This is a genomic window from Corallococcus sp. AB045 (genome assembly GCF_003668895.1).
GTDB classification, from domain to species: Bacteria; Myxococcota; Myxococcia; order Myxococcales; family Myxococcaceae; genus Corallococcus; species Corallococcus coralloides.
Map to the genome: position 1 here is coordinate 30,481 of NZ_RAWN01000053.1, position 21,933 is coordinate 52,413.

The following is a 21,933-nucleotide window of genomic DNA, read 5'->3' on the forward strand; positions in this document are numbered from 1 at the left end:
GGGTCGGGCAGGCGAGCAAAATATCGGCCCCTGTCCACCCGCGCACGGCGTCGCCGTGTCGCATCGTTAAACAAGGGCTGCCATGAAGATCTACACGAAGACCGGCGATGCGGGAGAGACGGGCCTCTTCGGCGGCGGCCGCGTGGCGAAGGACGACGCGCTGGTGGACGCCTACGGCGAGGTGGATGAGCTGAACGCCACGCTGGGCCTCGCCCGCACGTTCCCGCTGCCGGCGGACCTGGAGCACTTCCTCCAGCGCATCCAGGACCAGCTCTTCACGGTGGGCGCGGTGCTGGCCACGCCTCCGCACACCAAGGCGGCGGCCCACATCCCGGAGCTGCGCCCGGAGTGGGTGGAGGAGATGGAGCGCCACATCGACCGCTACGAGGAGGAGCTGCCGAAGATGACGCACTTCATCCTCCCGGGCGGCTCGCAAGCGGCCGCGGCGCTGCACCTGTCCCGCACGGTGTGCCGCCGCGCCGAGCGCCGGGTGGTGACGCTGCTTCGCGAGGACAAGGCCCCGCCCGCCGTGGCCATGTATTTGAACCGCCTGTCGGACCTGCTCTTCGTGGTAGCCCGGCTGGTGAACTTCCGCGCCGGTCTGCCGGACGTGAAGTGGATCCCCGAGAAACCGACGAAGTAAGCCGTGTACGCGACACAACTGCCCACTGCCCGGCTCCGACAGCTCGCCCAGGACGTGGGCTTCGACCTCATCGGCTTCGCGCGCGCGGAGCCCATTCCGCCGTCGTCGCTGATGTCGTGGCTGGAGGCCGGCTACGACGCGGACATGGACTGGATGGGGTCGCGCGCGGAGGAGCGGCTCGACGTGTCGGTGCTCCTGCCGGGCGCGCGCACGGTGCTGTCCTTCGCGAACAACTACTGGCGTGATGATGAGCCGTCACAGGGCTCACCCATCGCGCGGTACGCGAGGGGCCGCGACTACCACTCCACGCTGCGCGACCGGATGAAGGCGTTCCGCAAGACCATCAACGCCTGGTACCCGGGGCTGGGCACCTACGGCGGCGTGGACAGCGGTCCCATGATGGAGAAGGTCTGGGCCGCTCGCGGGGGCCTGGGCTACGTGGGCAAGAACGGCTGCCTCATCACGGAGTCACACGGCTCGTGGGTGCTGCTGGCCACGCTCATCCTGGACGCGGAGGTGGACGCGTACCCGGACGGACCGGTGGCGGACCGCTGCGGCTCCTGCCGGCGGTGTCTCATGGCGTGTCCCACGGGCGCGCTGGTGGGCAACCGGCAGGTGGATGCGCGCGCGTGCCTGTCGTACCAGACCATCGAGAACCGCGACCGTGACGTGCCGGAGGCGTTCCGGCTCAAGTTCGACAACCTCATCTTCGGCTGCGACATCTGCCAGCAGGTGTGCCCGCTGAACCGCAAGCCGGTGTTCGCGGACGACGAGCGCTTCATGCCCCGCGCGGTGGCGTCGCTGGGCACGCTGGAGCTGGCGGCGCTGACCCCCGAGCAATACAAGGAGCTCATCCCGGGCACGGCGCTGGCGCGCGCGCGGTACGACGGTTTGAGGCGCAACGCTGTCTACGCACTGGGCGTCGCACGGCAGGCCCACGCCCGACCGCTGCTCGAAAAACTCAGCGGCGACGACAGCGAGCTGGTACGCAGCGCCGCACGATGGGCGCTTCTACAACTGGAGCCGTGACGCCGTCCGCCGCGCCGCCGCCGTTCGGGCGGGTGTACGCGGCGCTGACGGTGCAGGTGCTGATCAGCGCGGGCTCGTACCTGGCCGCCAAGCGGGCGATGACGGAGCTGTCGCCGTTCACGGTGGTGCTGTGGCGCTTCCTCATCTGCGGCGTCGCGTTCGTGACGCTGCTCGCGGTGACGCCGGGGCCCAAGCTGCCGCCGCGCCATGCGTGGCCGCGCATCGCGCTGTTGGGGTTGATGGGCGGGCCGGTGAACCAGATGCTGTTCTTCTCCGGCCTGTCGCGCTCCACGGCGGCGCACGCGGCGCTGTTCTACGCGCTCACGCCGCTGGGCGTGTACGTGGCCAGCCTGGTGCTGGGCCGCGAGCGGGCGTCCACGCGGACGACGGCGGCCATCCTCACGGCGCTGGTGGGCGTGGTGGTGCTGCTGCTGGGCCGGGGGCTCGCGAGCGCGCGGGGCACGCTGGTGGGGGACCTGCTCATCCTCGCGGCGGTGGTGGCGTGGGTGGTCTACACGACGGAGGGCAAGCCCCTGGCCACCGAGCATGGACCGCTGCGCGCGACGGCCTGGACGACGACGGTCGCCACGGTGTTGCTGTTGCCGCTCGCCCCGTTCGTGCTGGAGCCCGCGGCGGTGTGGGCCTCCAGCGCCGCGGCGAAGGCCTCCATCGTGTACGTGGGGCTGATGATGTCGGTGGTGGCGTACCTGCTCTGGTCCTACGCGCTGTCCAAGGTGCCCGCGTCGCGCGTGGCCATCTTCTCCAACCTGCAACCGGCGGTGACGGCGCTCGTCGCGTGGCTCTTCCTGGATGAAGGGCTGCACTGGGAGCTGGCGCTGGGTGGCGCGCTGGTGCTCGTGGGCGTGCGGTTGACACAGAGCGCGCCGGTGAAGGCCGCGCCGGTGGTGGTGCGCGCGGGCTGAAGGCGTTGACCCGTGAAGGGCGGCGGACGCACGCTGCCGTCCATGCTGCGTGCCGGAGAGGATCTGCTGAAGGTCGAGGACCGCCTGTGGCTGCTCACCGCGGCGACAGGGAAGGGCGTCTATGACTTCGCCTTCGACCGGTTCTTCGCGTGCCGCCGGCCGTACGTGCTGCCCGACGAGCCCATCGAAGTCGTCGCGCGCGCGGGCGCGTGGCCCGACTACGCGGAGCGCTACCGCGAGCTGGAGGCGCAGGGCGTGCGGCTGGTGCATTCACCGGCGCAGCACCTGCTCGCGACGGAGCTGCCGCACTGGTATCCGCTGCTGGAGGACCTGACGCCCCGGAGCCGCTGGTTCGACACGCCTCCGGATGCACGCACGGTGGAGGAGCAACTCGGCTGGCCGGTGTTCCTCAAGGGCGCGCGGCAGACGAGCCGCCATCGCAGGTCCCTCTCCATCATCGAGGGCCCGGAGGCCTTCCGTCATGCGATGGACGCCTATGCGCAGGACGACATCCTGCACTGGCAGCAGGTGGTGTGCCGAGAGCTGCGGCCCTTGCGGCGCGTGGACGACACGCAGGGCGCGGACGCGCTGCCCCGCTCGTTCGAGTTCCGGACCTTCTGGTGGCGGCAGCAGTTGGTGGGCTTCGGTCCCTACTGGTGGCAGGGGACGCCGTACGCGCTGACGCCCGGAGAAGAGCGGGACGCGCTGGCGCTCGCGGGCGAAGCGGCGCGCCGGGTCGCGCTCCCGTTCCTCGTCGTCGACGTGGCCCAGGAGGTGTCCGGCCGGTGGATCGTCATCGAGTGCAATGACGGCCAGGAGAGCGGCTACGTGGGCGTGTCACCCTTCGCGCTCTGGCAGCGCGTCCTGGACCTGGAGCGCGAGCGCGCGGGCTGAAGAAAGAAGCCCCCCGAAGGCAGGCTGCCTCGCGGAGGGCTTCTGGCTGCTTGCTGTGCGGGAGACGGCGTCAGTCGCCGTTGGGGTCCCACTCGGAGATGTCCTTCCGGGCGGGCTCCACCGGAATGACGGGACGCGGCGGCTCCTTGATGCGGGGCGGCGGCTCCTTCTTCGCCACCGGCGGAGGCGGCGGGGCCGGCAGGTCATCGTCATCCGAGCGGCTCGGCTGCGCGGGCTCGGCCACCACCGGCTTCGGCTCGGGCTTGCGCGGGGGCGGAGCCGCGCGGGGCGGCGGCTCCGCGAAGGCCTCGATGTCCGGCGTCTCCGAGCGCTGGGGCTCCGGCTCTGGCGCCACGGCGGGAGAGGGCGGGGGCGGCGTGCGCGCGGGCTCCCGGGCCTTCGCCGGGACGGCCGCCTGCTGCCTCCCGTTGTTCCTCGCGGGCTTCTCGTCCGACGCGCGGTAGCCCGTGCGCTCCGGGGGCGGCTCCGGCGGATCATCGTAGGAGTCGCGCACCGGCCTCGCGCGCGGCTGCTTGTCCTCGTCGTCGCCGAAGGGGTCCTCGTCGCGGCGGCGGTCCTTCTCCTGGATTTCGCGCAGCTTGGCCGCTTCCGTCTTGCTCCCCCGGCGCTCGGGCGCGGCCTCCGGTGCGTCCGGCGCCCGGTTGTTCACCGCGTTGAACTGGCGGGTGCACTGGCTGCGCGTCTGCAGGCAGCCGTCGAAACAGCGCGTCAGCTTCTTGAGGGCTGCGCCGTTGCCGCCGTACTCGATGGTGCAGTCCTCCTTGCACGTGGTGGCGTCCTCCTCGCAACCGGGCGGGACGGGACCGGCCAGGGCAGGGGTTCCAAACAGGACGCTGAGGACGACGAGGCGCGGAAGAAGACGCATGGCAAATGTGAAAGCTACCAGTCTTCCGCGCTTCCTGGGCGAGCCCCCCGCGATATCGTCAGGCCTACGCCCGGCGACCGGGCGAGAGGAGACGCATGGCGGCGGTCAAGGTGGGCATCATCGGGGGCCAGGCCCTCTACCAGGCCCTGGGACTCCAGGGGCGCGGCGAACACCTCTCCGTGGAGACGCCCTTCGGGCCCCACAGCGCCCCACTCATCGCCACGGAGCTGGACGGCGTCCCCATCGTCTTCGTCTTCCGCCACGGCCAGGGCCACGTCCACAACGCCACCCGCGCCCCGTACCGCGCCAACCTCTTCGCCCTGAAGTCGCTCGGCGTCACCCACGTCATCGCCACCGGCACCGTGGGCAGCCTGCGTGACGCCATCCAGCCGCTGCACCTGGCCCTGCCGGATCAGGTCATCGACCGGACCTACCGCCGCCCCTGCACCTTCTACGACGACGTCGCCGTGCACGTGGAGCTGGCCCAGCCCTTCTGCGCCACCCTGCGCCAGACGCTCACCGACGCGGCCCCCAAGAGCGACACGGCGAGCGACACCGTGGTGCACCCCTCCGCCACCTACGTCTGCATCGAGGGCCCCTCCTTGAGCACCCAGGCGGAGAGCCAGCTGTACCGCACGTGGGGCGGGGACCTGGTGGGGCTCACCGCCATGCCGGAGGCGCGGCTCGCCCGCGAGGCGGAGCTGCACTACGCGCTCATCGCGCTGCCCACCGACCATGACTCCTGGCGCTCGCAGCCCGCGGGCCAGGAACCCGAAGCGCTCCTGCCGCAGTTCACCCAGCGGCTGGACGCCGTCACCGCCCACGGCGCCGCGCTCCTGCGCCGCGCGCTGCCCCGCATCGCGAGCACGCCCTCCACCTGCCGCTGCGCCAGCGCGCTCGCGCTGGCCATCTTCACCGACCGCACCCGCATCCCCGCCGACGTGAAGAGCCGCCTGCGCCCGCTGCTGGGCCGCTACCTGCCCTCCGGGCTCGTCTAGCGTTCAACACCCGGCACGTCCCGCCGCGAGCGCCCGGCTGGCCGCCTGCTGCCGAATGGCCGGGCCGTCCACACATTGGCTCCCCACAGACCCGGAGGGGGAACCACATGGGGCTGCCACGGCTCAAGTACCTGACGTGGAGGGAGTTCGCGCGTCGCTTCTGGAAGGAGATTGAAGAGGACACCGTCACCGACGTGGCGGCGCAGCTGTCCTACTACTTCATCTTCTCCCTGTTCCCCTTCCTGTTCTTCCTCGTCACGCTGGTGGCGTACATGCCGTTCGCGCCCGGCGCAGTGGACGCGATGATGGAGCGCGTCCGCCCGCTGGTGCCCGGCGACGCGCTGGGTGTGGTGAGCCAGCACCTGACCTCCATCGTCGGGGAGACGCGCCCCCGGCTGCTCACCGTGGGTCTCGTCGTGGCGCTCTGGACCGCGTCGCGCGGCGTGGATGCCCTGCGCAAGGCGCTCAACATGGCCTACGACGTGTCGGAGTCCCGGCCCTACTGGAAGACGCAGGGCCTGGCGCTGCTGGTGACGCTGATGGGCGGCCTGCTGATCCCGCTGTCCTTCGCCATCCTGCTGTTGGGCGGGCGCATGGGGGCGTGGGTGGCGGACAAGCTGGCGCTCATCGACGAGTTCCACCTCGTCTGGTCCTGGCTGCGCTGGCCCTTCACCGCGGCGCTGGTGATGCTGATGCTGTCGCTCTGCTACTACCTGCTGCCGGACGTGAAGCAGCGCTTCAAGTACATCACCCCGGGCTCCGTGATTGGCACGCTGGCGTGGCTGGGCAGCACCTGGGGCTTCACCCAGTACGTGGAGCACTTCGGCAAGTACGACGTCACCTACGGCTCCATCGGTGGCGTGGTGGTGCTGCTGCTGTGGCTCTACATCTCCGGGCTCATCTTCATCCTCGGAGGGGAGCTCAACGCCATCCTCGAACACGCCTCCGCCCAGGGGAAGGCCAAGGGCGCGCGGGACTTCGGCCAGCCCGCGCCCCTGGAGCCGCCCCTCAAGACGCCCGGCGCGGCCAAGAGCGCCGCCAGCGCCCGGAAGACGCGGCTCGCGCTGTTCAGGCGCAAGCGCCGCGTGGCGGAAGGCAAGGATCCGGAGCCCCCGGGCCTGGTGCCGGACGGGAGCGACAACCCGTCCGTGCACTGAAAGCGCCGGGGAACCCGAAGGGGTGACTACTGCTTGGGCAGCTTCGCCTGGATGGCCGTCAGCCCACCCGCGGTGTTGCGGTCGCCCTTGAGCCCCTGCTGCGCGATGATCTTCCGCAGGTGCGCGATGCGGTCCTCGTTGGTGGGGTGCGTGGACAGCCACTTGAGCACGCCCGGCGTGGAGCCCTGCTCCTTCTGCAGCTTCTGGAAGAAGGTGATGAGGCCGTTCGGGTCGAAGCCCGAGGCGGAGGCGTACTTCGCGCCGTACTCGTCCGCTTCCGTCTCCTCGCCGCGGCCGTGCGCCAGCTGCAGCCCGCCGCCCGCCAGCTGCGCGGCGATCTGCGCGGCGGTGCCCGGGTTCTGGCCCAGCGCCACCTGGGTGATGGCCTGCAGGCCGTAGGCGTTCACCATGGCGCGCGCGGAGTGCCGGCCCACCACGTGGCCTGCCTCGTGCGCCATCACGCCCGCGAGCTCCGCCTCCGTGTCCGCCGCGAGCAAGAGGCCCGTGTACACGTAGAGGAAGCCGCCCGGCGTGGCGAAGGCGTTGACCGTCTTCGGGTCGTTGATGACGTTGACCTTCCACTTCACCCCGGAGCGGTCCTTGTTGGCCTGCGCGAGGATGGGCTGGGAGATGCTCCGGACGTACGCCAGCACCTCCGGGTCCTCCACGTACTTGATGTTCTCCTTCGTCTCGAGCTCCTTCTTCACCTGGAGGCCGAGCTGGTTCTCCTGCTCGTCGGAGATGAGGACACTGGCAATCGCCTTCTCCGCGCCCACGCGCTGCTTGGTGCAGCCCGTGGAGAGGCCCGAGGCCAGGGTGAGGGTCAGCAGTGCGGTGACCATCCGTTGCATGGGCGAGTCGTCCTTCGAGTAGGGGTTGGAGGCTTTCTCGGCCCGTCGTAGCCACACCCCCATGTCCCGGGCAAGCGTCTTCCCCACGCCCCATCCACCGGGGGACATGCGCCGGAGACAGTCCGGTGGTATGCCCCGGCGCTCAGATGCCTGAGTTACCGGAAGTGGAGATCGCCCGGCGCAACCTGGAGCGCTGGTTCAAGGGCCACCGCATCGTGCGCGCGGAAGCGGACGCGACCCGCGTCTTCCGGGGCGCGGAGCTGCCCCACTTCACCCGGCTCACCGGGCGGGTGACGGCCCTGGAGCGCAAGGGGAAGTACCTGCTGCTCACCCTGGAGGGCGGCCACGGCCTGATGGCCCACCTGGGCATGACGGGCAAGTTCGTGCGCCGCAAGGAAGGCGAGCCCGTCCCCCACAGCCGCGCCCGCTTCCACCTGGAGGACGGCCACGTGGTCCACTTCAGTGATCCACGCCTCTTCGGCCGCATGGAGCCCGTGCCCGCGAAGGTGCTATGGGAGCTGCCCGCGGTGAAGGCCCTGGGACGCGACCCCCTGACCGAAGGGCTCACCGGCCCCCAGCTCCAGGAGGCGGTGGGGGACTCCAAGCAGGACTTGAAGGTGGCGCTGATGGACCAGGGCCGCGTCGCCGGCCTGGGCAACATCCACGCCGCGGAGGCGCTCTTCCGCGCGGGGCTCCACCCGGCGCGCAAGCCCGGCACCCTCACTCCGGATGACTGGAAGCACCTGGCCAGGGCCATCCACGCCGCGTTCGACTTCGCCTTCAAGGAGCAGGAGGGCGAGGACATCACCTATCTGGAGGAAGCAGGCTCCGTGAACCGCTTCCGTGTCTATGGGCGGGCGGAAGGGCCGTGCTCGAAGTGTGGAACGACGGTGAAGTCCTTCACCCAGGGTGGGCGCACCACGCATTTCTGTCCGAAATGTCAGCCGCTCTCCACGGTTGCTGTCCGCGCGTCCCGGAAGGGGACGGCGGCGGGGAAGGGGCCGGCTCCCGCCGTTGCCGGCCCGAAACCCCGATCCCGTAGACGTTGACACCCCAGGGGGGCATGGCTTGAATCGCCCGCCCTTTACACCCGGCCGCGTCATATCGCGGCCCCGGAGACCGTTGACCATGTCTCACGTCCTGCTGGCGGCGCTGCTCGTCGCCTCGTCCACGGCCACCGCGCAGACGCCGGTGCCTGATGGTGGCACGCCCTCGGCACCCCAGGAGTCGGCTCCCGCCGCGACTCCCGCGGCTCCGGCCGCCGTTTCCCCCGCCCCCACCGCCGAAGGCTCCGTCAGCCGCGAGGAGTTGGAGCAGCGCCTGGAGGCCACGCGTCAGGAGCTGCGCGAGGACATCCGCGCCCAGACGGCCACCCAGGCCGTGGCCAACAACGACTGGCAGGAGGAGTGGACGGAGGAGAAGCGCAAGCTGGAGCTGTTCACGCTGGACGGCTACCTGCGCGTGCGCCCCGTGCTCTTCTACAAGTTCGACCTGGGCAAGCCCCCGCTGCCCTCCGGCACGCCCCTGGGCCGCCAGCTGTGGACGCGCTCGCCGCGCTCCGCCACCGAGCAGACCCAGGCGGGCGCCAACATGCGCTTCCGCCTGGACCCGTCCTTCAACATCTCCGAGGACGTGCGCATCAAGGCGCAGGTGGACGCGCTGGACAACGTCCTCCTGGGCTCCAACCCGGACAGCGCCTACAGCGGGGATGGGCGCAACAACTTCACGCTCTTCTCGGAGAACGAGTCCCCGTCCAACTCCGCCGTCAACGCGTTCAAGGACTCCGTCATCGTGCGGCGCGCGTACGGTGAGGTGACGACGCCGGTGGGCATCCTGCGCTTCGGCCGCATGGGCAGCCACTGGGGCCTGGGCATGCTGCGCAACGACGGCAACTGCCTGGACTGCGACTACGGCGACACGGTGGACCGCATCCAGTTCGTCACGGAGCCGTTCGCCGGCTGGTACGTGACGCCCATGCTGGACTTCAACTCGGAGGGGCTGTCCACGGAGAAGGCCAACACCCTGGGCGAGCCGGTGGACCTCACCCAGTCCGACGACGCGCACAGCCTGGTGCTGGCCATCGCGCGGCGCGACACCGACCAGCAGCAGAGGGCCAAGCTGGACAACAACCAGGGCGTCCTCAACTACGGCCTGTACTTCACCTACCGCACGCAGCGGTACTCCACCCTGACGGAGACGGGCGTCCCGTTCGAGGACGCCAACCCCTCCATCCCCATCTACGTCACCACGCCGACGTTCGTCCCGCGCGGCGGCACGCTCTACATCCCGGACCTGTGGTTCAAGTACGAGGAGAAGAAGTTCCGCATCGAGGCGGAGTTCGCCGCGCAGCTGGGCACCATCGACGGGCGCGCGCTCACGGCCAACGACCCCACCACCCAGGCGCTGCGCATCGCGCAGTTCGGCGGCGTGCTCCAGACGGAGTTCCACGTCATCGAGAACAAGCTGCACCTGGGCATCGAGATGGGCTTCGCGTCCGGTGACAAGGCGCCGGGCTTCGGCAACTACCCGGGCCGCCAGGGCACGGGCTCGGACGGCAACACCGCGCCGGGCGACGTGGAGGGCCGTCAGTACCGCTGCGACAACGGCGGCTGCAGCGACAACGCCATCCGCAACTTCCGCTTCAACCGCGACTACCGCGTGGACCTCATCCTGTGGCGGTCCATCCTCAATGGCGTCACGGACGCGTTCTACGTGAAGCCGGGCCTCAAGTACTCCATCGCGGAGGGCTTCGACGTCTACGGCAGCGTCATCTACTCGCAGGCGTTCTACGCGGAGTCCACGCCGTCCTACATCAGCAAGAGCCTGGGCCTGGAGGCGGACATCGGCGCGCGCTACATCACGGAAGACGGCTTCGTGGCGGGCATCGACTACGGCATCCTCTTCCCCCTGGACGGCCTGAAGGACCTGAACCTGCCGGGCCAGGAGCTCAGCACCGCGCACGCCATCCGCGGCATGCTGGCCATCCGGTTCTAGTCCATGCGCTCCTCCCTCCCGCGGCTGTGCGCCGCCACCAGCCTGACGCTCGCGCTGGTGGCGTGCGGCATCAAGGGCAGCCCGCGCGCGCCCCGGCCGGCGCCGCTGCCCGCGCCCACGGCGGAGACGGTGCCCGCGCAGCAGCAGCAGCGCGGACCCGTGGAGCCCTCGGGCCCCACGGTGCCTCCGTCCACCTTGGACGCCGGGCTGCCCGAGTGAGCGTCTTCCACCACCAGAAGGGCGTGCTGCACGCCGAGCAGGTGCCGCTGCCCGCCATCGCGGACGCGGTGGGCACGCCCACGTACGTCTACTCCACCGCCGCGCTCACGGAGCGCTTCCAGGCGGTGACGGAGGCGTTCCAGGGGCAGAAGCACCTCATCTGCTACTCGGTGAAGGCCAACTCCAACCTGGCCATCCTGGGCCTCTTCGCCAGGCTGGGCAGCGGCTTCGACATCGTGTCCGGCGGCGAGCTGGCGCGCGTGAAGCAGGCCGGCGGCGAACCGGGCAGGACGGTGTTCGCGGGCGTGGGCAAGACGCCGGACGAGATGGCCCAGGCGCTGTCCCAGGGCCTGTTGCTCTTCAACGTGGAGAGCGCGGAGGAGCTGGAGGCGCTGGATGCCGTGGGGCGAAAGCTGGGCAAGCGCGCGCCGTTCGCCCTGCGTGTGAACCCGGACGTGGACGCGCGCACGCACCGCTACATCTCCACCGGCCTGAAGACGTCCAAGTTCGGCGTGCCCTTCGAGGAGGCGGTCGCCCTCTACGCGAAGGCGAAGAAGCTGAAGGGGCTGAAGGCGCTGGGGCTGGACTGCCACATCGGCTCGCAGCTCACGCGCACCGCCCCCATGAAGGCCGCCCTCACCAAGGTGGCGGACCTCTATGTCACGCTCAAGGCCCGGGGCCACGCCCTGGAGTACCTGGACGTGGGTGGCGGGCTGGGCATCACCTATTCGAATGAAACGCCGCCCAGCCCCCAGGAGTACGCGCGCACGGTGCTGAACGCGACGGAAGGCACCGGGGCCACGCTGCTCTTGGAGCCGGGGCGGGCGCTCGTGGGCAACGCGGGGGTGCTGCTCACGCGCGTGCTGTACCGGAAGCCCACGGAAACGCGCACCTTCGTGGTGGTGGACGCGGGCATGAACGACCTGATGCGCCCGGCCCTCTACGAAGCGCACCATGACCTGCAGCCGGTGGTGAAGCGCCGCGGCCGGGACGTGGAGGTGGACGTCGTGGGGCCGGTGTGTGAGTCCACGGACGTGCTCGCGCGGGCGCGCCCCCTGGTGCTGCCGCGCCAGGACGACCTGTACGCCTTCATGAGCGCCGGGGCTTACGGGATGAGCATGGCTTCCACCTACAACTCGCGGCCCCGGCCGGCGGAGGTGCTGGTGGACGGAGCGGCCTGGCGTGTCGTGCGGGAGCGCGAGCGCGTCGAGGACCTCTGGCGCGGTGAGCGGGCCTGAACGTATAAGCGCCGGCATGAAGACCTTCGAAGGCTCCATGACGGCGCTGGCTACTCCGTTCCACGACGGCGCGCTGGACGAGGGCGCCTTCCGAGCCCTGGTGCGCTACCAGCTGGACGGCGGCACGAACGTGCTGCTGCCCATGGGCACCACCGGCGAAGCGGTCACCATGGACGCGGACGAGCGCGCGCGCGCCATCGCCGTCGTCGTGGACGAGGTGAAGGGCCGGGTGCCGGTGGTGGCGGGCGCGGGCAGCAACAGCACGCGCGAAACCATTGAGTCCGTGCGCCGCGCGCGCGAGGTGGGCGCCGACGGCGCGCTCATCGTCACGCCCTACTACAACAAGCCCACGCAGGCGGGCCTGGTGGAGCACTACCGCGCCATCGCGAAGGCGCACCCGGGCTTCCCGCTCATCGCCTACAACGTGCCGGGCCGCACGGGCGTGGACCTGCTGCCGGAGGCGGTGCTCCAGCTGTGTGACATCCCGGAGGTCGTGGCGCTGAAGGAGGCCACGGGCAACCTCATCCGCGCGGTGGACCTGGTGGAGAAGTGCGGCGACCGGATGACGTTCCTGTCCGGCGACGACTTCACGGTGCTGCCCTTCATCGCGTGCGGCGGCAAGGGCGTCATCTCCGTGTCCTCCAACGTCGCGCCCCGCATGATGGCGGACCTGGTGGCTGCGGCGCGGAGCAACGACATCGCGAAGGCGCGCGGCCTCCAGGTGCGGATGAACGCGCTGCACCGGCTGCTCTTCGTGGAGTCCAACCCCATCCCGGTGAAGTGGGCGCTGCACCTGATGGGCCTGTTCGGTCCGGAAATCCGCCTGCCGCTCGTGCCCATGGGCGAGTCGAACGCCGCGAAGCTCAAGGCCGAGCTGTCCGGGCTGGGATTGCTGAAGGCCTGAAGGGAAAAGAGCGCCATGACCCGCACCGTCATCACCGGCATCTCCGGCCGCATGGGCAGCACGCTGGTGCGCCTGGCGAAGGCCGCCAGCGACCTTCCGGTGGTGGGCGCCACGGTGCGCCCGGGCAATCCCCTCTCCGGGCAGGACGCGGGGCTCGTGGCCCGGCTGGGCGCGCCGCTGGACGTGATTGCTCACGACGACCTGGGCCGCGCGCTGGACGGCGCGAAGGCGGACGTCGTCGTGGACTTCACCGGCCCGGAGGCCACGCTGCATCACGCGCGCGTCTGCGCCGAGCGCGGCGTGGCGCTGGTGGTGGGCACCACGGGCTTCACGCCGGAGGGGCGTGCGCAGCTGGAGGAGCACGCGAAGCGCATTCCCATCGTCGCGGCGCCCAACATGTCCGTGGGCGTGAACCTGGTCATCCGCATGGCGGCGGAGCTGGCGCGCGTGCTGGGCCCATCGTTCGACGTGGAGGTGCTGGAGACGCACCACCGCATGAAGAAGGACGCGCCCAGCGGCACCGCGCTCAAGCTGGCGGAGGTGCTGGTGGACGCGCTGGGCCGCACGAAGGACGACCTCACCTTCGCGCGCGAGGGGCAGACGGGGGCCCGCCCGCCGGGTGAGATTGGCGTGCAGGCGCTGCGCGGCGGGGACGTCGTGGGCGAGCACACGGTCTACTTTTTCGGCGAGGGCGAGCGCATCGAACTCACCCACCGCGCGACGAACCGTGATCAGTTCGCGCAAGGGGCGCTGAGGGCCGCGCGCTGGGTGGCGGGCCGCGCGCCGGGACTCTATGACATGGCCGACGTGCTCGGCCTCCAGGGGAAGACATGACCGCCCGTTACTGCCGCTTCCAGGTCGAGGGCCGCGCCAGCTACGGCCGCGTCGACGGCAACGAGGTGGTGGTGCTCACCGCCGCGCCGTGGGCCGGCGGCAAGGAGACCGGCCTGCGCCGCTCGCTCCAGGGGCTCACGCTGCTCACGCCGTCGGACGCGTCCAAGGTCGTCTGTATTGGCCAGAACTACCGCAAGCACGCGGAGGAGATGGGCAAGCCCATCCCCACGGAGCCGCTCATCTTCACCAAGCCCTCCACCGCGCTCAACGGCCCCGGCTCTCCCATCCGCCTCCCCAAGGCGAGCCAGGAGGTCCACTACGAGGCGGAGCTGGCGCTCGTCATCAGTGAGCGCCTGAAGAACGCCGACGAGGCCACCGCCGCGCGCGCCATCTGGGGCCTCACCTGCTTCAACGACGTCACCGCGCGCGACATCCAGCGCAAGGAAATCCAGCACACTCGCGCGAAGGGCTATGACACCTTCGCCTGCGCGGGCCCCTGGGCCGTGACGGGCCTGTCCCCCGCGGACCTGCGGGTGGTGTGCCGGGTGAACGGACAGGTGCGCCAGGATGGCCGCACGTCCGACATGGTGTTCAGCCCCGCCCGCCTGGTCTCCTTCATCTCCCACATCATGACGCTGCTGCCCGGCGACCTGGTGAGCACGGGCACTCCGTCCGGGGTGGGCGCGCTGAAGGCCGGGGACACGGTGGAGGTGGAGCTGGAGGGAATCGGAACCCTGGTGAACCCGGTTGAGATGGAGCCTTGAGTGCGACCGTCTATGTAGGACTGGGTTCCAACGAGGGCGACCGCGAGTCCCACCTCGTGGCCGCCCTCGCCGCGATTTCGTGCATCGACGCGGTGTCGGTGCTGGGCTGTTCCTCCCTCTATGACACGGCCCCGGTGGGGCCCGCGCAGCCGCGCTTCCTCAACGCCGTGGTGGCGCTGGAGTGCGACCTGACGCCGCAGCGCCTGCTGTGCATCCTCCAGCGCATCGAGCAGGACCTGGGCCGCCGCCGGATGCAGCGCTGGGGCCCGCGCACCATCGACCTGGACATCCTCCTGTGGGACGAGGAGGACCACTGCGTCGTCGCGGACGCGAACCTCCAGGTGCCCCACCTTGAACTGCACAAGCGCCGCTTCGCGCTGGAGCCCCTGGCGGAGCTGGCCCCCGACGCCCGCCATCCAGTGCTGGGCGTGACGGTGCAGGAGCTGCTCGCGAAGCTCGCCCCCCAGGACGTCCGCAAGCGCGAGGCCCTCTTCTGGCCCGACATGGGCGCCCGTTTCCCCGTCCACGAACTATGAGCCTGTCCCTCGTCCTGGCCACGACCGCGCTGCTCGCGGCCGAGCCCACCTCCCTGCCTCCTGGCCACCCCACGATTCCCCCTGGTACCCAGGCCTCTCCGGCGATGGGCTCGGGCCCTGGCTCCAATGCCGCCAACGGCGCGTTGCCTCCCGGCCACCCCACGATGCCCGCGGGCTCTCCCGTGGCGCCGGGCACGCCGCTGCCGTCGGGCCACCCCACGGTGGACACGAACAAGCTGCCGCCCTCCGCCGAGGAGCTGATGAAGCAGCTCGACTCGTCCGAGGGCCTGCGCGAGCGGGAGAAGACCTTCGAGATCGCCTCGTCGCTGGGCCGGCTCTATTACATGAACGGCCGCAACGCGGAGGCGCTGGCCTACCTGGGCCAGGCGCAGGCCAAGGCGGACGGCGTGCGCTCGCTGTTCCTCGCGTCCCGCAAGAAGCTGGGCAAGGCCGCCATCCCCACCCCGGAGGCCGCCAACTGCGGCTTCACGCCGGGCCAGGCGCTGGACTCCATGGAGGCCGTGGCGCAGGCCCGCGCGAAGTCCGGGGACTCCGCCGGCGCCGCCGCGTGCGCGCTGGCCGCGCTGGTGCCCGCGCTGGACGTGGACACGCTGCGCGGCAACGCGCTGTACCTGGGCGGTGACACCGCCAACGCGCTGAAGGCGTACGCGCGCGTGCTGGAGGTGGAGCCCCGCCACGAGGAGGCGCTCTACGCCCACTCCGCGCTGCTCTTCGAGACGCAGGGCGAGGACCTCCAGGCGCTCGGGGCCGCGCGCCAGGGCTTCGACGCGCTGGCGACGGCGTACCCGCAATCCCAGCGCGCGCCCATGGCCCGCGAGCTGAGCGTGCGCATCGCGGAGATTTCGAAGGCGGGCGGCCGGAAGAAGTGGCTCGCCACGCGCGCCGCGGACCGCAAGGTGCGCCTGTCCCAGTCCACCGCGCAGGCCGCCGCGATGCCGTCGGACGCGCCGCGCCCGCTGTCGCCGGAGATGGTGGACGCGGTGAAGAACACGGAGCGCACGCCGGAGCTGGAGGCGGGCCTCACCAAGCTGGTGGAGGAGGGCGAGGAGCACCTGGCGCGCGGCCGCTACCAGGAGGCCCTGGCCAACTACACCCGCGTGGTGCCCTTCCAGCCGGAGAACGGCCGCGCCAAGGCGGGCATGGCCTGGGCGCTGGTGGGCCTGGGCCGTCCCATGGGCGCGCGCGTGTGGAGCGTGGCGTTGGAGTCCGACGCGGGCGCGGTGGAGAAGCTGGGCGACACGCTGCTCGCCAAGGGCGACGCGAAGGGCGCCAAGGCCCTCTGGGAGAAGCTGGCCCAGGACGTGCCCAACTACCCCAACAAGGCCGCGCTCCAGGCGAAGCTGTCGCAGTAGCCCTCGGCTTACTTAGACGAACTTCGCCGCCAGCAGGTCCTGGACGTCGAGCAGGCCCACCGCGCGGCCCTCGACGTCCACCACGGGCAGCTGGTCCACCCTCAGCTCGCGCATCTGCGTGGCGGCGGTGAGCACCAGCGTGTCCGGGGTGATGCAGCGCGGGCGCTTGCCCATCACCTCACGCACCGGCACCTCGAAGTTCGTGTGGCCCTTCTCCACCAGCCGGCGCAGGTCGCCGTCCGTGAAGATGCCCTCCAGCTTCCCGTCGCGGTCCACCACGCACGCGGCGCCCGGCCGGCCCGGCGTGTTGGTCATCACCACCACCGCCAGGGACAGCCGCGCGGTGTCCAGCACCAGCGGGTTCGCGGGGCCCGTGCGCATCAATTCGAAGACGCGCAGCACGGAGCGCCCCAGCTTCCCGCCCGGGTGCAAGAGCGCGTAGTCGTCCCGTCCGAAGGGGCGTGAGCGCAAGAGCGTCATCGCCAGCGCGTCGCCCACGGCGTGCAGCGCGGCGGTGGACGCGGTGGGGACCAGGCCCATGGGGCACGCCTCTTCAATCCGGCCGATGTCCAGCACCACCTCCGCGCCCTTCGCCAGCGGGCTGTCCGCGTCTCCGGTGAGCGCCACCACCGGCGTGCCCATGCGCTTGAAGAGGGGCAGCAGGCGCAAGAGCTCCTCCGTGCTGCCGCTGTTGGACAGCGCGAGGATGACGTCGCCCAAGCCCACGCGGCCCAGGTCACCGTGCACGGCCTCCGCGGGGTGGAGGAACACGGAGCGGATGCCGGTGGACGCCAGCGTGGAGGACAGCTTCTGTCCGATGTGGCCCGCCTTCCCCATGCCCGTCACCACCACCTGCCCCGGGCAGTCGCGCACGAGCTTCAGCGCGCGCAGGAACGCGTCCCCCAGCCGGTCCGTGACACCCAGGATGGCGCGGGCCATGGCTGGGCGCTACCTCTACTCCGCCGCCGCGTGGGCGGCCATCCTTGACGCATGGGGGGGCCTGGGCTACGGCCTGCTCGCCCGGCCGCCCGTGGTCGGGGGAATCTTCTTCACCACCGGAAACCAAGGGGACGGCATGAAGTTCTTCATCGACAGCGCGGACGTCGGCGAAATCCGCAAGGCCCACGAGATGGGCTGTGTGGACGGCGTCACCACCAACCCGTCACTGCTGGCCAAGGTCGGCCGGAACCTGGAGGAGACCATCCGGGAGATCTGCTCCATCGTGGACGGTCCCATCAGCGCCGAGTGCGTGTCGCTGACGGCCCCGGAGCTCATCAAGGAAGGCCAGGGCCTGGCGAAGATCCACGACAACGTCGTGGTGAAGATCCCCATGGGCGTGGAGGGCATGAAGGCCGTCAAGGCGCTCACCGCCGACGGCATCCGCACCAACGTCACCCTCTGCTTCTCCGCCAACCAGGCCCTGCTGTGCGCCAAGGCCGGCGCCACGTACGTGTCGCCCTTCGTGGGCCGGCTGGACGACATCTCCCAGGACGGCATGGAGCTCATCGCCCACATCCTGGAGATCTACCAGAACTACGACTTCACCACGCAGGTGCTGGTGGCCAGCGTGCGCAACCCCGTCCACGTCCTCCAGGCCGCGCGCCTGGGCGCGGACGTGGCCACGCTGCCCTACAACGTCATCACCCAGCTGGCGAACCACCCCCTCACCGACGCGGGCATCCAGAAGTTCCTCGCGGACTGGGAGAAGGTCCCCAAGCAGGCGAAGCCCGCCGGGAAGTAGCCACCCGGCCGTCCCCCTGCCGTTCCGGTGTCCCTGGAACGACGGGGGGGCCCTCGCGGGGGCTGGCGCCAGGACGGCGGGAGCGGTATGGCAGGGGAAGCGGATTGATATTTGAATCAACCCTTCCGGAGCCCCGCCCATGGATTTCCAGCTCAGCGAAAACCAGCGCGCCTTGCAGGACGCCGCTCGCAAGTACGCCCGTGACGTGGTGCGCCCCAAGGCCCCCCACTACGACGAGACCTCCGACTTCCCCAAGGACCTCATCTCCGCGGCCTTCGAGCTGGGCCTGCTGAACATGGCCATCCCGTCCGAGTACAACGGCGTGGGCCTGACGCACCTGGAGCAGGTCATCGTGTGCGAGGAGCTGGCGTGGGGCTGCGCGGGCGTGGCCACGTCCCTCATCGCCAACGACCTGGCCAACCTGCCCATCATCCTCCACGGCACGGACGACCAGAAGAAGCGCCTCTTGGCCCCCTTTGGGGAGAAGCTCAAGCTCAGCTGCTTCTGTCTCACGGAGCCCGCCGCGGGTTCGGACGTGGCGGCCATGGGCACCACCGCGCGCCGCGAGGGTGACGAGTACGTCCTCAACGGCAGCAAGTGCTTCATCACCAACGCCGGCTACGCGGATCAGTTCACCGTGTTCGCCACGCTGGACAAGGGCAAGAAGCACAAGGGCATCACCTGCTTCGTCGTGGAGGGCCGTCCGCAGGGCCTGACCACCGGCAAGCACGAGAACAAGATGGGCCAGCGCGCCAGCAACACCACCACCGTCACGTTCGACGAGGTGCGTGTCCCTGTCGCCAACCGCATCGGCGAGGAGGGCGAGGGCTTCAAGATCGCCATGGCCACGCTGGACAACAGCCGCCCGCTCACCGCGAGCATCTCCATTGGCATCGCCCGCGCGGCGCTGGAGCACTCGCTGGAGTACTCCGCTCAGCGCCAGACGATGGGCAAGCCCATCCGTGAGCACCAGGCCGTCCAGTTCATGCTGGCGGAGATGGCCATGAACACCCACGCCGCGCGCCTGCTCACCTACGAGAGCGCGCAGGTGCTGGATGAGGGACAGCGCAACACCCTCCAGTCCAGCTATGCGAAGTGCTTCGCCGCGGACATGGCCATGAAGGTCGCCACGGACGCCGTGCAGGTGTTCGGTGGCTACGGCTACATGAAGGAATACCCCGTGGAGAAGCTGATGCGCGACGCCAAGCTCATCCAGGTCTACGAGGGCACGAGCCAGGTGCAGCGCCTGGTCATCGCGAAGGAACTGTTCAGGTAGAAAAGCAAAACTGTGCCCGGCGGGGCTTTCCCGTTGCCGCCGCCGTGTGCGGATGTCTATTACTCCGGCCCTGATGCGCGACGCGTCAAGCCGCCCGAATTTCCAAACACTCCCCACTGAGGAGAGCCCGCCGTGAAGATTCTCGTCACCGCCAAGCGCGTGGAAGATCCCGAGTCGAAGATCAAGGTGAAGCCGGACGGCTCGGACATCGTGAAGGAGGGGTTGAAGTACAAGATCAACCCCTTCGATGAAATCGGCGTGGAAGAGGGCCTGCGCCTCGCGGCGAAGCACACCGGCGAGGTGGTGGTGGTCTCCATCGGCGGCAAGGAGGTGCAGGAGCAGCTGCGCCACGCGCTGGCCATGGGCGCCAACCGGGCCATCTGGGTGAACCACACGGGCCCGCTGGATCAGCTGGGCATCGCGGGTCTGCTCCAGAAGGTCGCGGAGAAGGAGAAGCCGGACATCGTCCTGCTGGGCAAGCAGTCCATCGACGACGACCAGAACCAGGTGGGCCAGTACCTGGCCGAGTTCCTGGGCTGGGGTCAGGCCACGTTCGCCTCCAAGGTGGAGTCGCTGGAGAGCGAGCAGGAGAAGAACAAGGTCCCGGCGGTGGTGGTGTCCGCGGACAAGAAGAGCGTCCAGGTGGTGCGTGAAGTGGACAACGGGCTGGCGACCCTGGAGGTCCAGCTGCCCGCCATCGTCACCACGGACCTGCGCCTGAACCAGCCGCGCTACGCCAGCCTCCCGGGCATCATGAAGGCGAAGAGCAAGCCCATCGAGGAGCTGACGCCGGAGAAGCTGGGCGTGGACGTGGCCCCGAAGATCCAGGTGCTCAAGCTGGCGTCGCCCCCGGCGCGCAAGGCGGGCATCAAGGTGCCGGACGTGGCCACCCTGGTGGAGAAGCTGCACAACGAGGCGAAGGTCGTCTGACCGCGCTCCCAACCCTTCCAACGATTCCGGAGACAGACACCATGTCCATCGTCCTCATCGTCGCCGAGCAGCAGCCGGACGGGAACCTGCGCAAGGCCTCCCTCAACGCCATCGCCGCCGGCAAGCAGCTGGCCGACAAGGCCGGCGCCGAGCTGCACCTCGTCCTGTTGTCCAAGGACCCGTCCAAGCTGGCGGAGGAGCTCAAGGGCTCCGGCGCCAAGGCCATCCACACCGCCGCCGCTCCTGAGTTCGAGCACTACCTGGCGGAGGTCTACGCCCCCGTCGTCGCCGGGCTGGCGCAGGAGCTGAAGGCCACCTTCGTGGGCGCGGCCTCCACGGCGCAGGGCAAGGACCTGCTGCCGCGCGTCGCCGCCCGGCTGAAGGCCGCCATGGCCACCGACATCACCGCCATCAACGGCAGTGGCGCGGACATCACGTTCACCCGTCCCATGTGGGCCGGCAACGTGTTCGCCGAGGTGAAGCTCAACACGCCGGTGCAGGTCATCAGCATCCGCGCCACGGAGTTCACGCCGGTCGCTGGCGCGGGCGCGTCCGCGGAGGTGAAGTCCTTCCAGCCGAAGCTGGAGGCCTCCAAGACGAAGTTCGTGTCGTTCAACGAAGTGAAGAGCGCCCGTCCGGAGCTGACCGAGGCCCGCGTGGTGGTGTCCGGCGGTCGCGGCACCAAGGGCGACTTCAAGGAAGTCGAAGCGCTGGCGGACCTGCTGGGCGCCGCGGTGGGCGCGTCCCGCGCGGTGTGCGACGCGGGTTGGGTTCCCAATGACCTGCAGGTCGGTCAGACGGGCAAGGTCGTCGCGCCGCAGCTGTACATCGCCGCGGGCATCAGCGGCGCCATCCAGCACCTGGCCGGCATGAAGTCCTCGAAGACCATCGTCGCCATCAACAAGGACCCGGAGGCGCCCATCTTCCAGGTGGCCGACTACGGCCTCGTGGACGACCTCTTCAAGGTCCTGCCCGCGCTGCGCGAGGGCATCCAGAAGCTGAAGTAGTCCGCTTCCGCCGTCCTGACGGCGGGCCGTGACACCGTGGGGCGCGTCACCGGGAACCTTCCCGGGGGCGCGCCCTTCGTCGCGTCTGGGGGCTTTGGGGGAGCCTGCTTCCGCGCCTACAGCTCGATGTCGGTGTCGTTGCCGGGCTTCTTCTGCGCGGGCGGCTCGGGGACTTCCGGCTCCAGCTCGTGGGGCACCTCCGGCTCCGGTGCTTCCGGGGGCAGCTCGCCCGTGTCGAGCAGGTTGATGCGCTGTCCGTCCTCCACCTGGACGTAGAGGGTGCGGAAGATCCACGCCTCGCCGTTCTTGTCGGCCACGGCGTGGAGGTTGCCGTCCGCCTTGGGGCCGTCCAGCGGGACGGTGAACTCCGCGTGGGTGCGGCCGTTGCGGGTGCTCACCTGGGTGTTGCTGGGGAAGCCCGGCTTGAAGGAGCCGCCCAGGGCCTGCTGCACGTGCGGATCCTCCTGGGCCTCCGTGATGGCGTCCGTGTACGCGCCCATGTCCTTGAACGACGAGTAGCCCCAGCCCACGGCGATGGCCGCGAAGCAGAAGCACGAGCCCAGCATCCCCAGACAGCCCACGGGCACCGCCCACTTCCAGTTGCGGCTCCACCACCCCTGGCGGGGCACGGGTGCGTAGTCACCCTCGGGCATTGTCGGCGGCATGGGGCCCTCCTGGCCTGGACCTGGGGCCGTGTCATAGCCGGTTCCGGACGAAGCGGGGGTGGGCCTGCACC

The 21,933-nt window shown here is 70.2% G+C and carries 23 protein-coding genes; 19 read left to right on the forward strand and 4 right to left on the reverse strand.

Going from position 1 to position 21,933, the window contains the following annotated elements; translation table 11 throughout:
- Window positions 1–82 precede the first annotated feature (82 nt).
- The 4 genes from D7Y21_RS15320 to D7Y21_RS15335 are packed head-to-tail and all read left to right on the forward strand — an operon-like array spanning window position 83 to window position 3,489.
- Window positions 83–643, forward strand: a complete 561-nt coding sequence (locus D7Y21_RS15320) for a cob(I)yrinic acid a,c-diamide adenosyltransferase (RefSeq protein WP_120567657.1) — start codon at window positions 83–85, stop codon at window positions 641–643.
- A gap of 3 nt (window positions 644–646) precedes the next feature.
- Window positions 647–1,672, forward strand: coding sequence for a tRNA epoxyqueuosine(34) reductase QueG (queG, locus tag D7Y21_RS15325; protein WP_014399274.1), 1,026 nt, complete (start codon window positions 647–649; stop codon window positions 1,670–1,672).
- Window positions 1,669–2,595, forward strand: a complete 927-nt coding sequence (locus D7Y21_RS15330) for a DMT family transporter (protein ID WP_370038661.1) — start codon at window positions 1,669–1,671, stop codon at window positions 2,593–2,595. Before queG ends, D7Y21_RS15330 begins: the two co-directional genes overlap by 4 nt.
- 12 nt (window positions 2,596–2,607) lie before the next feature.
- Window positions 2,608–3,489, forward strand: coding sequence for an ATP-grasp domain-containing protein (locus tag D7Y21_RS15335; protein ID WP_233612114.1), 882 nt, complete (start codon window positions 2,608–2,610; stop codon window positions 3,487–3,489).
- A gap of 70 nt (window positions 3,490–3,559) precedes the next feature.
- Here D7Y21_RS15335 and D7Y21_RS15340 read toward each other — a convergent pair whose 3' ends face one another.
- A complete protein-coding gene (locus tag D7Y21_RS15340) occupies window positions 3,560–4,375 on the reverse strand; it encodes a hypothetical protein (RefSeq protein WP_121714028.1) in 816 nt (271 codons plus the stop codon).
- A 95-nt stretch (window positions 4,376–4,470) separates the two neighbouring features.
- Between D7Y21_RS15340 and D7Y21_RS15345 the strand changes: the two genes are divergently transcribed.
- Together D7Y21_RS15345 and D7Y21_RS15350 are read left to right on the forward strand one after the other, a co-directional pair.
- Window positions 4,471–5,373, forward strand: a complete 903-nt coding sequence (locus D7Y21_RS15345; protein WP_121714030.1) for an MTAP family purine nucleoside phosphorylase — start codon at window positions 4,471–4,473, stop codon at window positions 5,371–5,373.
- Window positions 5,374–5,480: 107 nt separating this feature from the next.
- A complete protein-coding gene (locus tag D7Y21_RS15350; protein ID WP_121714032.1) occupies window positions 5,481–6,530 on the forward strand; it encodes a YihY/virulence factor BrkB family protein in 1,050 nt (349 codons plus the stop codon).
- Window positions 6,531–6,556: 26 nt separating this feature from the next.
- On the opposite strand, the gene D7Y21_RS15355 is transcribed toward D7Y21_RS15350, so the two are convergent.
- Complete coding sequence (locus D7Y21_RS15355) at window positions 6,557–7,381, reverse strand: M48 family metallopeptidase (protein WP_120567652.1); 825 nt, start codon at window positions 7,379–7,381, stop codon at window positions 6,557–6,559.
- 146 nt (window positions 7,382–7,527) lie between these two features.
- Between D7Y21_RS15355 and mutM the strand changes: the two genes are divergently transcribed.
- The 9 genes from mutM (at window position 7,528) to D7Y21_RS15400 (ending at window position 16,243) form a co-directional block, all read left to right on the forward strand.
- A complete protein-coding gene (gene mutM / locus D7Y21_RS15360; protein ID WP_120567651.1) occupies window positions 7,528–8,430 on the forward strand; it encodes a bifunctional DNA-formamidopyrimidine glycosylase/DNA-(apurinic or apyrimidinic site) lyase in 903 nt (300 codons plus the stop codon).
- 79 nt (window positions 8,431–8,509) lie between these two features.
- A complete protein-coding gene (locus tag D7Y21_RS15365; RefSeq protein ID WP_233592034.1) occupies window positions 8,510–10,375 on the forward strand; it encodes a TIGR04551 family protein in 1,866 nt (621 codons plus the stop codon).
- A gap of 3 nt (window positions 10,376–10,378) precedes the next feature.
- Window positions 10,379–10,594: a hypothetical protein gene (locus D7Y21_RS15370; RefSeq protein WP_120567649.1), complete on the forward strand. Its 216-nt coding sequence runs from the start codon at window positions 10,379–10,381 to the stop codon at window positions 10,592–10,594.
- Window positions 10,591–11,832 carry a diaminopimelate decarboxylase gene (lysA, locus tag D7Y21_RS15375; protein ID WP_121714034.1) on the forward strand — a complete coding sequence of 414 codons (1,242 nt, stop codon included), beginning with the start codon at window positions 10,591–10,593 and terminating at the stop codon, window positions 11,830–11,832. The genes D7Y21_RS15370 and lysA overlap by 4 nt, the downstream gene beginning before the upstream one ends.
- Before the next feature lie 16 nt (window positions 11,833–11,848).
- Window positions 11,849–12,736 (forward strand): 4-hydroxy-tetrahydrodipicolinate synthase, encoded by an 888-nt coding sequence (gene dapA, locus D7Y21_RS15380; RefSeq protein ID WP_120567647.1) that lies wholly within the window; start codon window positions 11,849–11,851, stop codon window positions 12,734–12,736.
- 15 nt (window positions 12,737–12,751) lie between these two features.
- A complete protein-coding gene (gene dapB, locus D7Y21_RS15385; protein ID WP_120567646.1) occupies window positions 12,752–13,570 on the forward strand; it encodes a 4-hydroxy-tetrahydrodipicolinate reductase in 819 nt (272 codons plus the stop codon).
- Window positions 13,567–14,334, forward strand: a complete 768-nt coding sequence (locus tag D7Y21_RS15390) for a fumarylacetoacetate hydrolase family protein (protein WP_120567645.1) — start codon at window positions 13,567–13,569, stop codon at window positions 14,332–14,334. Before dapB ends, D7Y21_RS15390 begins: the two co-directional genes overlap by 4 nt.
- Entirely contained in the window at window positions 14,331–14,870 is a 540-nt protein-coding gene (folK, locus tag D7Y21_RS15395) for a 2-amino-4-hydroxy-6-hydroxymethyldihydropteridine diphosphokinase (RefSeq protein ID WP_120567644.1), read from the forward strand. The genes D7Y21_RS15390 and folK overlap by 4 nt, the downstream gene beginning before the upstream one ends.
- Window positions 14,867–16,243 (forward strand): hypothetical protein, encoded by a 1,377-nt coding sequence (locus D7Y21_RS15400; protein WP_121714036.1) that lies wholly within the window; start codon window positions 14,867–14,869, stop codon window positions 16,241–16,243. Before folK ends, D7Y21_RS15400 begins: the two co-directional genes overlap by 4 nt.
- Window positions 16,244–16,255: 12 nt before the next feature.
- On the opposite strand, the gene D7Y21_RS15405 is transcribed toward D7Y21_RS15400, so the two are convergent.
- The gene (locus D7Y21_RS15405) at window positions 16,256–17,182 is read right to left on the reverse strand and encodes an SIS domain-containing protein (protein WP_233612115.1); all 927 of its coding nucleotides are present in this window, start codon (window positions 17,180–17,182) and stop codon (window positions 16,256–16,258) included.
- A gap of 136 nt (window positions 17,183–17,318) precedes the next feature.
- Here D7Y21_RS15405 and fsa point away from each other — a divergent pair, with 136 nt between their 5' ends.
- The 4 genes from fsa (at window position 17,319) to D7Y21_RS15425 (ending at window position 21,197) form a co-directional block, all read left to right on the forward strand.
- Complete coding sequence (gene fsa / locus D7Y21_RS15410) at window positions 17,319–17,984, forward strand: fructose-6-phosphate aldolase (protein WP_120530299.1); 666 nt, start codon at window positions 17,319–17,321, stop codon at window positions 17,982–17,984.
- Window positions 17,985–18,123: 139 nt separating this feature from the next.
- A complete protein-coding gene (locus D7Y21_RS15415; protein WP_120567641.1) occupies window positions 18,124–19,260 on the forward strand; it encodes an acyl-CoA dehydrogenase family protein in 1,137 nt (378 codons plus the stop codon).
- 132 nt (window positions 19,261–19,392) lie between these two features.
- A complete protein-coding gene (locus D7Y21_RS15420) occupies window positions 19,393–20,190 on the forward strand; it encodes an electron transfer flavoprotein subunit beta/FixA family protein (RefSeq protein ID WP_120567640.1) in 798 nt (265 codons plus the stop codon).
- 41 nt (window positions 20,191–20,231) lie between these two features.
- Window positions 20,232–21,197: an electron transfer flavoprotein subunit alpha/FixB family protein gene (locus D7Y21_RS15425; protein WP_120567639.1), complete on the forward strand. Its 966-nt coding sequence runs from the start codon at window positions 20,232–20,234 to the stop codon at window positions 21,195–21,197.
- Between the two features lie 116 nt (window positions 21,198–21,313).
- Here D7Y21_RS15425 and D7Y21_RS15430 read toward each other — a convergent pair whose 3' ends face one another.
- Window positions 21,314–21,862, reverse strand: a complete 549-nt coding sequence (locus D7Y21_RS15430) for a cytochrome c oxidase assembly factor Coa1 family protein (protein WP_120567638.1) — start codon at window positions 21,860–21,862, stop codon at window positions 21,314–21,316.
- Between the last annotated feature and the right edge of the window lie 71 nt (window positions 21,863–21,933).

Excerpts from the sequence above, each read along its gene's own strand:
- D7Y21_RS15350 (WP_121714032.1), top strand. The coding sequence starts at position 5,481 with ATGGGGCTGCCACGGCTCAAGTACCTGACGTGGAGGGAGTTCGCGCGT.
- D7Y21_RS15365 (WP_233592034.1), top strand. The coding sequence starts at position 8,510 with ATGTCTCACGTCCTGCTGGCGGCGCTGCTCGTCGCCTCGTCCACGGCC.
- D7Y21_RS15390 (WP_120567645.1), top strand. The coding sequence starts at position 13,567 with ATGACCGCCCGTTACTGCCGCTTCCAGGTCGAGGGCCGCGCCAGCTAC.
- D7Y21_RS15405 (WP_233612115.1), bottom strand. The coding sequence starts at position 17,182 with ATGGCCCGCGCCATCCTGGGTGTCACGGACCGGCTGGGGGACGCGTTC.
- D7Y21_RS15320 (WP_120567657.1), top strand. The coding sequence starts at position 83 with ATGAAGATCTACACGAAGACCGGCGATGCGGGAGAGACGGGCCTCTTC.
- D7Y21_RS15370 (WP_120567649.1), top strand. The coding sequence starts at position 10,379 with ATGCGCTCCTCCCTCCCGCGGCTGTGCGCCGCCACCAGCCTGACGCTC.
- mutM (WP_120567651.1), top strand. The coding sequence starts at position 7,528 with ATGCCTGAGTTACCGGAAGTGGAGATCGCCCGGCGCAACCTGGAGCGC.
- D7Y21_RS15400 (WP_121714036.1), top strand. The coding sequence starts at position 14,867 with ATGAGCCTGTCCCTCGTCCTGGCCACGACCGCGCTGCTCGCGGCCGAG.
- D7Y21_RS15355 (WP_120567652.1), bottom strand. The coding sequence starts at position 7,381 with ATGCAACGGATGGTCACCGCACTGCTGACCCTCACCCTGGCCTCGGGC.
- D7Y21_RS15345 (WP_121714030.1), top strand. The coding sequence starts at position 4,471 with ATGGCGGCGGTCAAGGTGGGCATCATCGGGGGCCAGGCCCTCTACCAG.
- D7Y21_RS15415 (WP_120567641.1), top strand. The coding sequence starts at position 18,124 with ATGGATTTCCAGCTCAGCGAAAACCAGCGCGCCTTGCAGGACGCCGCT.
- fsa (WP_120530299.1), top strand. The coding sequence starts at position 17,319 with ATGAAGTTCTTCATCGACAGCGCGGACGTCGGCGAAATCCGCAAGGCC.
- dapB (WP_120567646.1), top strand. The coding sequence starts at position 12,752 with ATGACCCGCACCGTCATCACCGGCATCTCCGGCCGCATGGGCAGCACG.
- D7Y21_RS15340 (WP_121714028.1), bottom strand. The coding sequence starts at position 4,375 with ATGCGTCTTCTTCCGCGCCTCGTCGTCCTCAGCGTCCTGTTTGGAACC.
- D7Y21_RS15425 (WP_120567639.1), top strand. The coding sequence starts at position 20,232 with ATGTCCATCGTCCTCATCGTCGCCGAGCAGCAGCCGGACGGGAACCTG.
- D7Y21_RS15430 (WP_120567638.1), bottom strand. The coding sequence starts at position 21,862 with ATGCCGCCGACAATGCCCGAGGGTGACTACGCACCCGTGCCCCGCCAG.
- dapA (WP_120567647.1), top strand. The coding sequence starts at position 11,849 with ATGAAGACCTTCGAAGGCTCCATGACGGCGCTGGCTACTCCGTTCCAC.